Consider the following 14,716-nt stretch of genomic DNA (forward strand, 5'->3'; position numbering starts at 1 on the left):
GTAAAGTAAAAAAGAGATTATATTTTTAGGAGATGAAATTATATGTCTAAGGAAAAAGTTAAAAAACCTTTTTATAAGAAATGGTGGGTTTGGGTATTAGCAGTAATTGTATTGATTGGAGTTTCTGGCGGTGAGGAGGAAACACCGACTTCAGAACCGTCTTCTGTTGAAACGACCGAAGAAGAAAATACGGTCGATGAAGCTTCAACTGTTGAAGCGACTACAACAGAAGAACAAACTGAAGAGGTGACAGAACCTGCGGAAGTAGAAGAACCTGCTGAACCTGCACTTTCAGTAGCACAAGAAAATGCGATTCGTAAAGCTGAAAGTTATCTACAATTCTCTGCTTTTTCAAAAAGTGGATTAATCGATCAACTAGAGTTTGAAGGATTTTCCACTGAAGAAGCTTCGTTTGCGGTAGAAAATATTAAAGTAGATTGGAAAGAGCAAGCTGCTGATAAAGCTCAAAGCTATTTAGATTTAAGCGGATTCTCAAGAAGTGGTCTAATCGAGCAATTGGAGTTCGAAGGGTTTACGACAGAGGAAGCAACATATGGTGTCGATAAAGTAGGATTATAATTATGGAAAAAGAGGGATTCTTGAACAAGAATCCCTCTTTCTCGATTCAGTTTCTTGTGATTTTCATATCAAATGATGTTTCTCTTACTGAAAACGCGGATAAAGTATGGTATGATGCAAGTAGAAAGAGACCGGTGCTGGACACACCGACCTCTGGCTTACAGGCTACCACTTTAAGAGTGGTCCCAGCCGCCACAATGGTTAGTGAATCAGAAAGTGACCCATCTCATTGCGCCGAGGGGGTCATTTTTTTGTGCGTTCAGACGTTGCACGATCGGATGTTCGGTGAATCACCAAGTGAACGATGATCGGAGCGAGGATTGGGATCATGACATAATCCCCAACCCAGGTCCAAAGTTGTTCCATCCGCACCACCGCCTTCCTCCATTGTGGACTTGGCGGCTGACCCCACTATTGCTGCGTTAACCTGCTTCTTCATTATAACAGATTTGTTCGCAAAAATGCGCCGAAAACAAGAACAAACGTTCCTGTTTTATAAAATGAATCTTTTGATGGAATCGGTCTCATGAATGGGTCCAAAGAAGGAATTGAGTCGAATCACTCTTGCTTGTTAGATGTCTGACAGGATATAATCAATCTCGTGTGTATACACGGGTGGGTGAGGGTGCCAATAAAGGATTGATTCCTATGGCAAAACAAACAGAATGGAAAACAGAAACATACGGGGGCGTGCTGAACTTTCTGGCGACAGCATACATCCCGGCCGTGCATGCGGCAATCTTGACACAAGCCGGACTCCCGTTCGAGGGGGCGCTCGTCGGAGCGATTTTGACAAGCATCATCGGGACATTGATTGCGGGATTCTTCAATTTGCCGCTTCTCTTGTTACCGGGAATGGGGATTAATGCGCTCTTCACGTACACGCTCGTCCTGCAGATGGGGTTGAGCTGGCAAAGTGCGCTCGCCGTCTCGTTCGTCTCAGGTGTACTCGTCGTACTATTGACGGTGACCAAAGTGGCGAGGAAATTGGCGAACGCGTTCCCACCGATCATTCATGACGGATTGACGGTCGGTCTCGGCCTCTTCCTCATCTTGATCGGGCTCGAGGCGGCAGGGATCGTCTCAGGCGGGGGTGGGGCATTGCTTCACATCGGTGATCTCGGGGAGCGTGACGTCCAAGTCGCATTCCTGTCACTCTTCGTCGCCATCTTACTGTTCTTGAAGATGGGGCCGAGCAGCTTCCTTTGGACGATCGGTTTCGGTGTCGGACTCAGTGCCGTGATGGGAACACTCGATTGGACGGGAAGCTTCGCGTTGACACCGTTCTTCGAATCGTTCGGCACGGTATTTGGGAACATCTCGTTCGCCGAGTCGACATCTCCACTCTTCTTCGTCGCGGTCGGTGTGCTGACGCTCGTCTTGTTGATTGAAAACATCAGCTTGATTCAGAATCAGACACGGGCAATCGGCAAAGAAGAAGAGGCGCCGAAAGGTCTCGTCGCACAAGGTCTCTCGACGATGGCAGGGGCCATGTTCGGGTCAAGCCCGACGGTCTCGACGGTCGAAGTGGCTGCCGGGATATCTGTCGGGGCAAGAGGCGGGATTGCTTCGTTCGTCACGTCTGGATTGTATGTGGTATCGCTCTTATTGCTACCGCTCTTTGCAATCATTCCTGTGACGGCGATCGCACCGGTTCTTATCATCATCGGAATGATGATGTTCCAGAACGTGAAGCATTTGCCGCTCGATAACTGGGAACATGCCTTCCCAGCAATCCTTGTCATCATCATGATTCCGTTCACGTATTCCATCGTCGATGGCATCGGGCTCGGATTCATCGCCTACACGATGATCGTCTTGTTCAAGAAGGGCTATCGGTCGCTCAGTCCGGTCGTCGGTGTCTTGACCGTATTGTTCTTAGTTTTCTTCTCATTACCAGTCTGGTTATAGAGACACGCGCGGCATCGTTCATAACGAACGGTGCCGTTTTTTGATTTTAAAAAGAGTCGTTCGTGCTATAATCGCAGTAATTTGAAAAGAACGGGGAGGGGATTGGATGCAAGTTATTAAAGAATTCGCATCGTACACAGAATGGCTCGATTCGTTAGAAAATCTGAGTGAATCCGATTGGAATGAACAGATAAACTCGGAGAAGTGGTCCATAAAGCAAATCGTTTTACATATCGCCCATTGGGACAACCATCTTTTGAATGTCATCATCCCATCGGTGAAGAACGGGGAAGGAATGATTTTCCCTGACTTTGACTCGTTTAACGCACGGGCAACGAAAAGGGCGGAAAAATTGACAGGTGACGCGGTTTTGAAAGAATCGCTTAGCAGTCGACGAACGCTCGTCAACATGCTCGAGTCTTTAAGTGAAGAGACGTTGATTTTTAAGACGTCAGCGAACGGAGTCTCCCATGATCCGCATCAAGGTGTTCCATACTCACTGCACGTAATCATCGAAGAATTCATCGAGCATGACCGACATCATATGAAGCAAATCGAGTCGATCCTGAAATGAGACATCGGAAAGTGCGTGGTCTGAAACGAAAATTAAGTCATCTTCAGCGCAATATGCAAGAAAATCATCATGACTTGCCAACTGAGTTTCATGATGGTTATTGGTATGCCAAGATTCCGGTCGGACAAACCTTTTTACTGGATATTCAACACAATGAACAAATCAAACAGGCAATCATCGATATCCTATTCGATGAAGCGAAACGACTAGCAAAGCGGCGTGTGGATGAGCGAATGCGAGTTGTCGTGTTACTGGATCTCCCTACATTGTGGAACTCTGAGCTTCTCGTGTTTCAAGATGAAGAGGTGTTACAATCGTTTATGCGGCGTGATTCACCCCACCAAAAATGGATTCCAATCCCTTATGTAAGAACGTTTATAAACCAATGGGGCATTCGGAGTGACCAGGATATCCGCGTGTATGGATTTGAAGAGTGGATATTCGATGAAGAGGGTGAAGGTAGAGAAGTGTGGATGCTCGTTCAATGAACGGGCATTTTTATTTATCTGAAAATAACTGAATATTCCGTTAAGATGCATGGTATAATCCTGTTAATCCGATTTCCAAATAAAGGATTAAGACTATGGAAGGAGCCGTCACTTGAGATGAAATCGAATATACATAAGCGGAAACACCAATGAAACAAGCCAAAACAATCTTTTTGTCAGGGATTCTATTCTCTTTACTACTCGTCGCCCTCATCTCCTATTCCGGTCAATTAGGATACCGCTACTACCAATCATTAGATATCTCGGGTAGCGACATCACGAGTTGGGTCACAGACTGTCGTGACAAACGAAAGTTTTTAGGGATTTTTGAAGTGACGGATGTCGATTTTTGGTGTGGGGATGCACCATATGAAGAACCGGAAGGAAATGGTCCAGACGGAGCGATGATCGACTCAGAAAAAGAATCAGGTGGTACACCGAAAGAGCGGATCCAAGATCTATCACCTTCTTACGGCAATCCCCAATCAAATGAGTCAAACGAGATTTCTTATCTACCATACATCATTCCCGGGCTGCTCCTCTTGCTCGGATGGTTTCTCTGGAAGAGACGACGCCCGTCGAACAAACAAAACAAAGAGGATGATTTGGAATTTGACGATTACTCGGTTGTGACTTCTGACAGCTCGTCCGAACATGAAAACCGAGTGCATTATCGGGTACCAGACTCGGCGATTCGACAGCAGTTGATTCAATTCGAAAGAACACTGCCACCACAAAAACGTCGCCGCCCGTATGAGACGTTGTCGACATGGGCGAAACGAATCGAGCTCGATGCATCCTTACTTACCTATTTAGAGACACGTTATGATGATGGAAACATCTCACCACAACGAGAAGAAGCGTTCACCCAACAACTTGATGAATACCTACTACGCATACAAAAGGAGTCGAACTCATGACCATCCGACACGTATTGGACCAATTAGACCGCATTTACCTCGGTAAACCGGAAATCACAAAATTATGTTGCACAGCCTTATTGGCGAACGGCCATATCTTGTTAGAAGACGTGCCTGGGACCGGGAAGACATTACTCGCGAAAAGCATCGCCAAAAGTTTTGAGGCAGACTTCGCTCGAATCCAGTTCACAGCAGACCTGCTGCCATCCGACATCATCGGATCAGATTTCTTCAATATGCAGACTCAGACGTTCGAAAACCGCACCGGACCTATCTTCACAAATATCTTACTCATCGATGAAGTGAACCGCGCCGTTCCCCGAACGCAATCCGCCTTGCTTGAAGCGATGGAAGAACGCCAAGTCTCCATCGGTGGCGTCACCTATCAGCTACCGAGACCGTTCTTCGTCATCGCAACGCAAAACCCGATCGAGTCAGCGGGGACGTTCGCGCTACCGGACGCCCAACTCGACCGCTTCCTCATGTCCCTTCAAGTCGGATATCCAGGGGCAGACGAAGAGCGGAACTTGATTCTGCAGACGATTTCAAAGACGAGACAGACAGTGCATGCCTTGATGACGAATGAAGCTTTTTTAGAAGCACAAGAAGAAGTCGAGAATATCCGGATTCATGAAGATGTCGTCACTTACTTGCTCACACTAATCCAAGAGACGAGGCAACATCCGTTAGTCGAAGTCGGGGCGAGTCCACGGGCGACGCTCGCGCTCGTCAAAGCTTCACAAGCCTATGCGTACTTGAACGACCGTCAGTTCGTCACACCCGAAGACGTCCAAGCCGTCGCGCCACACGTTCTCTCGCACCGCTTGACCCTCACCCTTGAAGGCGATATCAAATCGACAAAGCGAAAAGTGTTGGCGGACGTACTCGAGTCCGTATCCGTCCCGGTTGAAAAGGTGTAACGATGCGACAGGTCGAAATCAGTTCGCCGTCCATCCTTCAGGACCAACTCTGGCCGGCTTATGTCAGTCTCGGTCTACTCACGATGTGGATGCCCTATGTGTGGCCGATTTCCTACGTATGCGGGGCATTATTGATCGTCATGATCATTCGGAAGCGAATCATTCGAGTGCTTTCAAACGAAGTCTCATTCTCCATCCGACAGAAAGAAGACCTCTTGTTCATCGACGATAAGACGACATGTGTCATTCACATTGATGGGTATGAGCGAATCATTGCCCTCGGCGTCCCGCTATCGATTCGATTGGAGGGGGATGAACGGATGTCTTTTGAGAACGGGTCAGGCGCATATGATTCACGGATTGAAGAAGACATTCATCATGCGTCCGTCTCTGTTGTGAAGCGAGGACCCGCTTCGATTCATACATGTGTCATGCGTGTCACCTTACCGTTTCACTTGGGAACCCTCTTCTTCACGGATGAGGGGATAACGCTTCCCTCATGGATCGTGTTGCCCGCCATCACGAAATCGCCGATATCCGAATCGCGCATGATTCGGATGGGTGACCGCATCGTCAAACATTCTCCGCTGAAAGACCCTTTGATGATTCAAAGCGCGAAACGATATGAGAAAGAGCCGGCCAAACAGATTGACTGGGTCGCCACTTCAAAGACCAGCCATGTCCAGGCAAAAGTCTACGAGCGACAAAACCTCGACACGTTCACGATCTCTCTCGATTTGAGCGGGCCGCTCGGCAATGGGCTCCATGCGCAATATGAAGACTTGATTCAACAGACGGCGTATTGGGTCTCATATTTAATCAAAGAAGACTGCAAAGTAGAGCTCTTGATCAACCGACTCGACAAACACAACCAAATCGACCATATTGTACTTGGAGAAGGACGAAAACAATTACGCCTGATTCTCGTACGACTGGCGATGATCCATGAATCAAATGCATTTGTCGCGTCATCACGATTCACGTCATATGTCAGTCGTCACAAGCAACCGCATACCGAATTGATTCACATCAATTACGCGATGTTTTTGAAATCTTCAGGGTGATGAAAGGAGAAACACATGCAACGAATGACGAGCATATTCATATGTTGTATCGGACTACTTGCGAGTACGACAACCGTATCAGCCGAGATGACGGAATCCTCTGCTGAACGTTTTGCGGATGAACATTTTTATGACATTGTGATGGATCATATCCAGGGAGATGACCCGACCTACTATCATATGAACGACAGCGAGAACATCACGTTCGGTCCGTTGTTGGAGACGTATATCCCGTCATCCTCTTGCTACAAAACGGGGGAAACGTGTACGTTCGTCCCAACAAAAGAATTTGTGGCGACCGTCTTTCAAGATGATGAACCGGTCAACATGATCGGAACGTATGAACAATCCGCAAATACATATGCGTTCTCAACGTTCGGTTCTGACAAAGAAACTCCGAAAGCGTTGATGAACGTAAAAGGCGATCTCGTGAAGTACACAGAAGAATCGGCGTGGTTTGATTATGATGGGGACATGTTGACAGCGTTGACATCTAATTCAAAACAGATGATTAGCGGAGATGCGATTTCAACTGAGGCGTTTCAAACCTTATTGATTGAAGAACATGAAAGTATTGAAGGGAATGCCGAAGAAGGGATGATGGATGGAGCGGATGGCTATTCGGATGGAGCAGAATCAAACAAGCCAATATCGAGCACCAATCGATTGATTGGCTTTGCTTTCTTAGCGATGTTGCCATTCGGATATTGGACGTATCGACGGACTAAAAAGAGGCATAGTAAATGATTAGACAACCCCTCATGCACGCATGAGGGGTTGTCTTTACATATAGGGCCCGTTCGCCTGAATGACGAACTGTGAATGTGTGTAATGATAGGTGATGCGGGAATAGTCAAATGGTTTCCCATTCGTGAGATGGAAAATCGTCTCGATGCGAAGTGTCGGATCATTCTCTTGCAATCCGAGGTGTTCCGCTTCACTTTCCGTCAATCGCCCGACCTGTAGATACATGTCAGAAAATCCAATCGTGACGCCGAGCGCGCTTTGGACATAATCGAAAATAGAGTCTGCCACAATTTCGCGATTTAAATAGGGGACGATAGCTTTCACATAATAGGATTCCTCGTGACAGAGCACCTCTCCATCCACATACCTTACCCGTTCGACCCGATACACATCGTCCAACACGTCAATCCCGAGATTCTCCGCAACCGTCGCGTCTGGCTTCACGACAGACACATCAATCACATCAGACGTCAAGACACGGTCTCCGAGATTGCTCTTGAACCCTTGGGTCGAGAAGAGGCTCATATAGCCAGGTCGATTATGTCGTCTGACGAAAATGCCGCTTCCCCGCAGTTGAAAAATGACACCCTTTCGTTCGAGCAGCTCTAAAGCTTTCGTGATGGTGCTTTTGCTCACCGCATATTGATTCATCATCTGCTCAAGGACAGGGAGCTTATCGCCTTGTTTTAAGTTTTGTTCGTGGATGTATTGTTCGATTTCATTTGCGATTTGTTGGTATTTTAGCATCGTCATTCCTCACTTTTTCGTCACTGGTTCTATTATATCATGAAAAAAACAAAAGTAATTCAATGTACCGACCTTGTATAATTGTACCGGTACAATTATAATTGACGTGTACGATTCATGTGAAGGAGGACTTACAATGAAGACATTACCGAACGATTTTCTATGGGGAGGCGCGCTTGCCGCTCATCAATTCGAGGGCGGTTGGGACGCTGATGGCAAAGGACCGAGTGTCGTCGATGTCTTGACGGCAGGTGCACACGGCGTCGCTCGCCGGATCACAGACAAGGTCGAACCGAATGAGTTCTATCCGAACCATGAGGCGATTGACTTTTACCATCGTTATAAAGAAGATGTGGCCCTCTTTGCTGAGATGGGATTGAAATGTTTACGTACTTCCATCGGATGGAGCCGCATCTTCCCGAATGGTGATGATGCAGAACCGAACGAGGCGGGTCTCCAATTTTATGATGACTTGTTCGATGAGCTACTCAAACACGACATCGAACCGATCATCACACTGTCGCATTTTGAGATGCCGCTCCATCTTGCCCGTGAATACGGGGGATTCCGAAATCGTGAAGTCGTCGAGCATTTCGTCCGCTTCGCTGAGGTCTGCTTTGACCGTTACAAAGACAAGGTCAAATACTGGATGACGTTCAACGAAATCAACAACAAGATGGACGTCAACAATCCACTCTTCTTATGGACGAATTCGGGAGTCCTCTTAGAAGAAGGGGAGAACGCCCGCGAAGTCATGTATCAGACTGGGCACCATGAACTGATTGCGAGCGCTCTCGCTGTTGCCAAAGGGAAAGCCATCAATCCTGACTTCGAGATTGGAGCGATGGTCTCTCACGTACCGATTTATCCGTATTCATCAAACCCAGATGACGTCATGCTCGCCGAAGAGATGATGCGTCAACGCTATTTCTTCCCGGACGTACAAGTACGAGGCTTCTATCCGAGCTACGCCTTGAACGAGTTCGAGCGGGAAGGGTATAACATCCCAATCCTTGAAGGGGACGAAGAAATCCTACAGAACGGAAAGGTCGATTATCTCGGTTTCAGTTACTATATGTCGACGACCGTGAAGAGTGACGTCGTCGCGGACAACAGTGGCGATATCGTCAACGGTGGTCTGCCGAATGGGGTCGAGAACCCGTATATCCAGTCGAGTGACTGGGGATGGGCGATTGACCCGGTCGGACTCCGTTATGTGCTCAACCGACTCTATGACCGGTACCAAATTCCGCTCTTCATCGTCGAGAATGGATTCGGTGCCGTCGATGAGATTGTCGACGGAAAGATTCATGACAAAGCCCGAATCGATTACTTGAAGGCCCATATCGAACAATTGAAGCAAGCCGTCATTTATGACGGGGTCGACTTGATTGGTTACACACCTTGGGGCATCATCGACATCGTCTCGTTCACGACGGGAGAAATGAAGAAGCGATACGGGATGATTTACGTCGACCGTGACAATGAAGGGAACGGATCGATGGAGCGGATGAAGAAAGACTCGTTCGACTGGTACAAACAGGTCATTGCGACGAATGGAGAGAATCTCTAAATAAGGGTGAGCAAAGAACTGTGAAATGTCTGCAGGTCTTTGCTCTTTTTCGATATAATGAAGAAAAGTGAAAAATTGGAGGGACGCATGATGCAAATAAAGAACTATGGACCGGTGACGGCTGTTTGTGCCAACGTAAAGAACGGTCCATTCGAGATGTCGATGTATGTGTATTATATCGACGGGATGCTCATCGATACGGGAACACGCACGATGCTACCCGAACTTCAAATGTTCTATGAGTCGGTTCCAATCGATCTTGTCAGCATCACGCACCCCCATGAAGACCATATCGGAACGGCAGCCTGGCTTGAACGGACATACGGTGTCCCAATTTACATACGAGAATCCGCCAGGGACATGTGCCGGACGGGGCTAGATATCCCAGATTATCGGGCACGCTTCTCAGGAGACCCCGAACCGTTTCACCCGATTGCCTATTATGACAATCAGATCACATCAGAACATCATACTTATCAGGTAATCCATACACCTGGTCATGAACCGAATCACGTCGTCTTATACGACGAGGAGAACGGTCGGCTGTTCTCGGGTGATTTGTTCGTCCATCCTTATCCGAAGGTGATGATTCCGGAGGAGTCGGTACCTGAACAGATTCGTTCTCTCAAACGTGTTCTGAGTCTTAATTTCGAGGAAGTTTATTGCCAACACGCCGGGCATCTCGAACAGGGAAGGGAGCAACTGACCAAAAAGCTCGATTATCTAGAACGTTTGACTGATAACGTGATAACAAAAACTGCAGCGGGCTACAACATTGACGACATCAATGCCCAGCTCTTCCCCGAACCATCGCCGCTCGTCAAAATCTCCAAGCGGGATTATGACTCGAGACACATGATTGCAAGCATTCTACGTGAAGTGTACGAACAACTTCGTTGACAGAAGGCGGATCACCTAGTATTCTTAGTACAGGATTAAACGTTTAAACTTTTAAACGGAGTGATGAATATGAAACAACCAGATGCCACACCCGAAGTCTCGTTATCTTTATTTGAAGATGCGATTCCATTGTTCCAAGTATTAGCCGACGTCAATCGTCAACGTATCATCGTCGAGATCGCCAAACATGAACGCTTAAACGTCAATCAGATTGATGAGAAGATTGAGTTGTCTCGACCGGCCATCTCGCATCATCTCAAACTACTTCGACAAGCGGGCATCGTCTCATCAGAGAAAGTCGGGACAGAGAACTTTTACTTCCTGACGCTCGAGAACGCGGTCGGACTGCTGAAGGCACTGACACGAGCGATTGAAGACGAATGCATCCTTTGACCTTTCTTTTTGGAAACAGGGAGAAAGGATTCTTTTTCACCAATGAGTTTAAAAGTTTAAACATATAAACATTAAAAGGGAATGAATATGAACCAAAAACAAACGATTGTCATCACAGGAGCATCGAGCGGAATTGGCCGAGCGACGGTCGAACTGTTCAGCAAACGAGGCTGGCATGTCGCCGCTACGATGTGAAGACCTGAAGATCATCAAGAACTGTCTCACCTAAAAGGGGTGTCTCTCTATCAACTAGATGTGACGAACGAGACGAGTATCCGAGAGGCATTTAAACAAATCGTCTCGGATCACGGAACGATGGATGTGTTGTTGAACAATGCTGGGTATGGAGCGGTAGGGATTTTCGAGGAAGCCTCTCCCGAACAGATTCAACGGCAATTTGATACGAACGTATTCGGGGTCATGAATGTGATCCGGACAGCACTGCCATACTTCCGTAAACAGCGGAGCGGACGGATCGTGACCGTCTCCTCCGTCGGTGGACAGATCACATTCCCAATTTACAGCTTGTATCACAGTTCAAAATGGGCGATTGAAGGATTCATCGAATCGCTCCAGTTCGAGTTGGCACCTTTCAATATCGACATGAAATTGATTGAGCCGGGACCGATTAAGACAGACTTTTACGGTCGTTCCCAAGAACTCGTCCGTGACCAACCGCTCGATGTATATGATGACTACACAGAGGTTGCGCTCCATAACACGAATGCCGCTGGTGCGAACGCCGAAGGTCCAGACGTTGTCGCTGAGACGATTTGGCGAGCCGCGACCGAACGGAAGAAACGACTCCGTTATCCAGCAGGTAAACAAGCGGGCCTTTTGATTGCCCTCAAGCGTTATCTTCCGAACCGGGTATTCTTCGCGATTGTCCGAGGTGTCGTTGAAAAGAAATAATGAATCATATCCTTTTTGTTTTCTATAGAAAATGAGAAGGATTTTTTATGTCGTTTTGAGAATGATTCAACTCACACAAAATTACCCGATATACCATCTAAGAGGAGGGATTTCATGAAAAAAGTCATGCTAGCACTTTCAACATTCATTCTAGTCATCGGATTGTCTTCAACACCGACAAAATCAGTAGATGCAGCGGTCAAGACATTTAAAAACTGTACAGAGTTAAACAAAACGTATAAAGGTGGTGTAGCCAAGTCAAAGACGACGAAAAATAAAGGTGGTAAGACACGTTACACACCATATGTAAGTAAAGCACTATATGACGCGAACAAAGCACGTGATCGCGACAAAGATGGAATCGCCTGTGAGAGATAAGAACATGTATATAGCCGCCAATGAGGGCGGCTTTTTATATGGACGTAGACACATATTCGGACGCATGATATTATCATAAGTAATAATATTATCAAATATGATAATAATGAGGTGAAGATGATGAATCAAGACGTTTTAAAAAGTCTGTTAAACCCGATTCGCATGAAAATTTTTCAGCACGTTCTCATGAACGAGCAAGTGACGACCGGAGAGTTGGCAAAGTTGCTTCCCGATGTGCCCCAAGCGAGCCTCTATCGCCATATCAACAAGATGGTACAAGACGAGTTTTTATCTGTCGCAAGTGAGAACAAAGTACGTGGGGTGTATGAAAAAGTGTACGCGATTCAAAACAATCCATTGACCGCTGTCAATCAAGTCGTCGAAGAGGAAGATCGTGAACAACTATATAAAATATGTTACACGTTCGCGATGTCACTGCTCATGGATTTCGGAGACTATTTAAAGCGGGACAAAATCGACCTTCAAGGAGACAAGGTCGGCTTTCGGAGTATCCCACTTTATCTGTCTGATGCCGAGAGTGATCGATTCCTAAGAGGTCTCTACGATCTCTTAGAGGGAGTGCTCGAGCATGAACCATCTGAAGAACGTACGTTGCGGAAATTCTCCTACGCGTTCATGCCGGTAGAAGAAAAGGAGGAGATGGATGATGTATAAACAAGAAAATGTATTGATTCAAGGGGAAACAACCATTGCTGCCACCATAACGACACCCGATCAGGAACGGTCGTCCTTTCCAGCCATCGTCCTCATCGGAGGGACGGGAGGATTGGACCGTGACGGAAATGGTACCGGCTTCAAGTCAAACTTGTATAAAGACTTAGCAGAATGGCTGACGATACAAGGATTCATCACATTACGCTATGACAAACGGGGGATTGGCAAGAGTGGTGGCAATCGACATAGCGTCGGTCTGACAGGACTCGTTGATGACGTGTCGGCGGTCGTCCGTTATCTGAAATCTCATGACCATGTCTCACAAGACGTTTTATTGCTCGGCCATAGCGAAGGATGTATCGTCGCGACACTCGCAGCAGAACGTGAATCCGTTTCTGGTCTCATCCTGTTGTCTGGTGCCGGTGTTGCCTTGAAGACGAGCATGCAGGAACAGGCACATGCTTTGCTCGAAGAAGTGGGACGTACGAAAGGGATCAAGGGTAAACTGCTTCGCTTTAGCTTGAATGAGAAGTCGGTCGTCGGGAAACAACAAAAACTGTTCGAGCGCGTCACAGCAACGGATCAGGATACGATGCGGATCCAGCTGATGAAGTTCCCTGCCAAATGGTTACGGGAGCATCTTGCACACACAGACGTGTCACTTCGAGAACGATTGGTTCAATTGAACATTCCGACGCTCGCACTGACAGGAGACCGGGACGTTCAAACGGACGTCGAGCATCTAGATGAGCTCGCTGCACTTCACGTAGAGCATATCGAGGTACAAAAGATTAAGGACATGGACCATATGTTGAAACATTTCGATGGTGAGATGAGTATTTTGGACGTGAAAAAACAATATCGTTCACAACTCAGTGAACCGCTCCATCCTGAGCTACAGCATCAACTTCACGAATGGCTAAAGCGCCACGACTGGGCATCATGACGAACAAGACAGCGGAAACCTCTCCGCTGTCTTGTTTTATGTATGTAAGAACCGCTCAACGTTTTTCATCGAGAAATGACGGCTCCATTGAACGAAGTGTCCACCTGGTACGGCAATCAATTGTACAGAAGGATGAAGCAGTCGTTCCGCTCGTTTGACATGATGGAGCGTTCGCTTCGCCTCCTTCAAATCAATTCCCGTGAAATCCGCATAATACAGGTGCGTCGGGACTTGGACGCGTCGTAACAAGTCCTTAAAATCCAATCCATCATAACCAAACAACAAGTGTAAGCCACCGGTCGAAAGACGGGCCGATTGCTCGACAGCAGAACGAATCGATAACGTCGGCTCGACCCCGATTCGTCGACAGAACAGTTGGAACCGCTCTTCAGAAAACATGGGGTCACTCTTATTCACTTTCGTTTCAATCCAGTTCAAGAGGCGTCGTGGTGAATGGTGATACAGTAGACGTAAAAGCGGGAAGGCGAATCCGAAGATGCCATATTCCCGATATGGTAGCATAGCGTTCGGTTTATGTCCTTGGTCGAGAAGTATCAAATGCCTGACTTGGTCTGGATAATGGACTGCATAAGCCAGGGCGATGGCACCTCCCATCGAATGACCGATTAGTCGAACCGATTCAAGGTGTCGTGAGATTCGATACGTCTCGACCCAGTCCGCGAGTACTTTGGACGTGGCGAATGTATGTAGTCCCTCACTTTCACCAAACCCAGGTAGATCTAACAGGTGAACTTCGAAATCGTTATGTAATGCTTCGGTAAATAATTGGCCTTGTGACCCAGTGAATCCTCCACCGGGAAGGAAAAGTACAGGTTCACCTCGACCATGGACGGTTGCATGGAATTGTCTCACGTCATCTCTCCTTTATATAATGGAGTGCTTTCCATTCAAGTATAAAGATTGCTGGGAGTCAATTGAAGAAAAATCGCCATGTTTCTCAGGAGGCTCGCAACCAAATGTGGGTATAA

17 protein-coding genes and 1 pseudogene are annotated in these 14,716 nt (G+C 47.1%); 15 read left to right on the forward strand and 3 right to left on the reverse strand.

All coding sequences use genetic code 11. The features are described 5' to 3' along the window. Positions 1–42 precede the first annotated feature (42 nt). The gene (locus GVY43_RS03670; RefSeq protein WP_159562296.1) at positions 43–579 is read left to right on the forward strand and encodes an Ltp family lipoprotein; all 537 of its coding nucleotides are present in this window, start codon (positions 43–45) and stop codon (positions 577–579) included. A gap of 243 nt (positions 580–822) precedes the next feature. Here the strand turns inward: GVY43_RS03670 and GVY43_RS16085 are convergent, their stop codons facing one another. After that, the gene (locus GVY43_RS16085) at positions 823–945 is read right to left on the reverse strand and encodes a hypothetical protein (RefSeq protein WP_255349577.1); all 123 of its coding nucleotides are present in this window, start codon (positions 943–945) and stop codon (positions 823–825) included. Positions 946–1,227: 282 nt separating this feature from the next. On the opposite strand from GVY43_RS16085, the gene GVY43_RS03675 reads away from it, so the two are divergent. From GVY43_RS03675 to GVY43_RS03705, 7 genes are all read left to right on the forward strand, one after another. Further along, positions 1,228–2,490 carry an NCS2 family permease gene (locus tag GVY43_RS03675; protein ID WP_159562297.1) on the forward strand — a complete coding sequence of 421 codons (1,263 nt, stop codon included), beginning with the start codon at positions 1,228–1,230 and terminating at the stop codon, positions 2,488–2,490. 106 nt (positions 2,491–2,596) lie between these two features. Next, positions 2,597–3,064, forward strand: a complete 468-nt coding sequence (locus GVY43_RS03680) for a DinB family protein (RefSeq protein ID WP_159562298.1) — start codon at positions 2,597–2,599, stop codon at positions 3,062–3,064. Further along, the gene (locus tag GVY43_RS03685; RefSeq protein ID WP_159562299.1) at positions 3,061–3,552 is read left to right on the forward strand and encodes a DUF3916 domain-containing protein; all 492 of its coding nucleotides are present in this window, start codon (positions 3,061–3,063) and stop codon (positions 3,550–3,552) included. The genes GVY43_RS03680 and GVY43_RS03685 overlap by 4 nt, the downstream gene beginning before the upstream one ends. Positions 3,553–3,701: 149 nt before the next feature. Then, the gene (locus GVY43_RS03690; RefSeq protein WP_159562300.1) at positions 3,702–4,472 is read left to right on the forward strand and encodes a hypothetical protein; all 771 of its coding nucleotides are present in this window, start codon (positions 3,702–3,704) and stop codon (positions 4,470–4,472) included. Further along, positions 4,469–5,392 carry a MoxR family ATPase gene (locus GVY43_RS03695; protein WP_159562301.1) on the forward strand — a complete coding sequence of 308 codons (924 nt, stop codon included), beginning with the start codon at positions 4,469–4,471 and terminating at the stop codon, positions 5,390–5,392. The genes GVY43_RS03690 and GVY43_RS03695 overlap by 4 nt, the downstream gene beginning before the upstream one ends. 2 nt (positions 5,393–5,394) lie before the next feature. Beyond that, entirely contained in the window at positions 5,395–6,456 is a 1,062-nt protein-coding gene (locus tag GVY43_RS03700; RefSeq protein WP_159562302.1) for a DUF58 domain-containing protein, read from the forward strand. Between the two features lie 15 nt (positions 6,457–6,471). Continuing rightward, positions 6,472–7,203, forward strand: a complete 732-nt coding sequence (locus GVY43_RS03705; RefSeq protein WP_159562303.1) for a hypothetical protein — start codon at positions 6,472–6,474, stop codon at positions 7,201–7,203. Positions 7,204–7,239: 36 nt separating this feature from the next. On the opposite strand, the gene GVY43_RS03710 is transcribed toward GVY43_RS03705, so the two are convergent. Further along, positions 7,240–7,950 (reverse strand): GntR family transcriptional regulator, encoded by a 711-nt coding sequence (locus GVY43_RS03710; RefSeq protein ID WP_159562304.1) that lies wholly within the window; start codon positions 7,948–7,950, stop codon positions 7,240–7,242. Between the two features lie 136 nt (positions 7,951–8,086). On the opposite strand from GVY43_RS03710, the gene bglA reads away from it, so the two are divergent. The 7 genes and pseudogenes from bglA (at position 8,087) to GVY43_RS03745 (ending at position 13,727) form a co-directional block, all read left to right on the forward strand. Continuing rightward, positions 8,087–9,523 (forward strand): 6-phospho-beta-glucosidase BglA, encoded by a 1,437-nt coding sequence (gene bglA, locus GVY43_RS03715; protein WP_159562305.1) that lies wholly within the window; start codon positions 8,087–8,089, stop codon positions 9,521–9,523. A 90-nt stretch (positions 9,524–9,613) separates the two neighbouring features. Continuing rightward, on the forward strand, positions 9,614–10,423 hold the full coding sequence (locus tag GVY43_RS03720) for an MBL fold metallo-hydrolase (RefSeq protein WP_236548920.1): 810 nt from the start codon (positions 9,614–9,616) through the stop codon (positions 10,421–10,423). Between the two features lie 69 nt (positions 10,424–10,492). Next, positions 10,493–10,816: a helix-turn-helix transcriptional regulator gene (locus tag GVY43_RS03725; RefSeq protein WP_074037016.1), complete on the forward strand. Its 324-nt coding sequence runs from the start codon at positions 10,493–10,495 to the stop codon at positions 10,814–10,816. An 87-nt stretch (positions 10,817–10,903) separates the two neighbouring features. Then, positions 10,904–11,728 (forward strand): annotated as a pseudogene (locus GVY43_RS03730) (SDR family oxidoreductase). Positions 11,729–11,842: 114 nt separating this feature from the next. After that, positions 11,843–12,106 carry an excalibur calcium-binding domain-containing protein gene (locus GVY43_RS03735; protein ID WP_159562307.1) on the forward strand — a complete coding sequence of 88 codons (264 nt, stop codon included), beginning with the start codon at positions 11,843–11,845 and terminating at the stop codon, positions 12,104–12,106. A 120-nt stretch (positions 12,107–12,226) separates the two neighbouring features. Beyond that, positions 12,227–12,781 (forward strand): helix-turn-helix domain-containing protein, encoded by a 555-nt coding sequence (locus GVY43_RS03740; RefSeq protein WP_159562308.1) that lies wholly within the window; start codon positions 12,227–12,229, stop codon positions 12,779–12,781. Further along, positions 12,774–13,727, forward strand: a complete 954-nt coding sequence (locus GVY43_RS03745; protein ID WP_159562309.1) for an alpha/beta hydrolase — start codon at positions 12,774–12,776, stop codon at positions 13,725–13,727. The genes GVY43_RS03740 and GVY43_RS03745 overlap by 8 nt, the downstream gene beginning before the upstream one ends. A 36-nt stretch (positions 13,728–13,763) precedes the next feature. On the opposite strand, the gene GVY43_RS03750 is transcribed toward GVY43_RS03745, so the two are convergent. Next, positions 13,764–14,600, reverse strand: a complete 837-nt coding sequence (locus GVY43_RS03750) for an alpha/beta hydrolase (protein ID WP_159562310.1) — start codon at positions 14,598–14,600, stop codon at positions 13,764–13,766. Positions 14,601–14,716 lie beyond the last annotated feature (116 nt).

Source organism: Exiguobacterium sp. 8H, assembly GCF_902506255.1.
In the GTDB taxonomy this organism is placed as follows: domain Bacteria; phylum Bacillota; class Bacilli; order Exiguobacteriales; family Exiguobacteriaceae; genus Exiguobacterium; species Exiguobacterium profundum.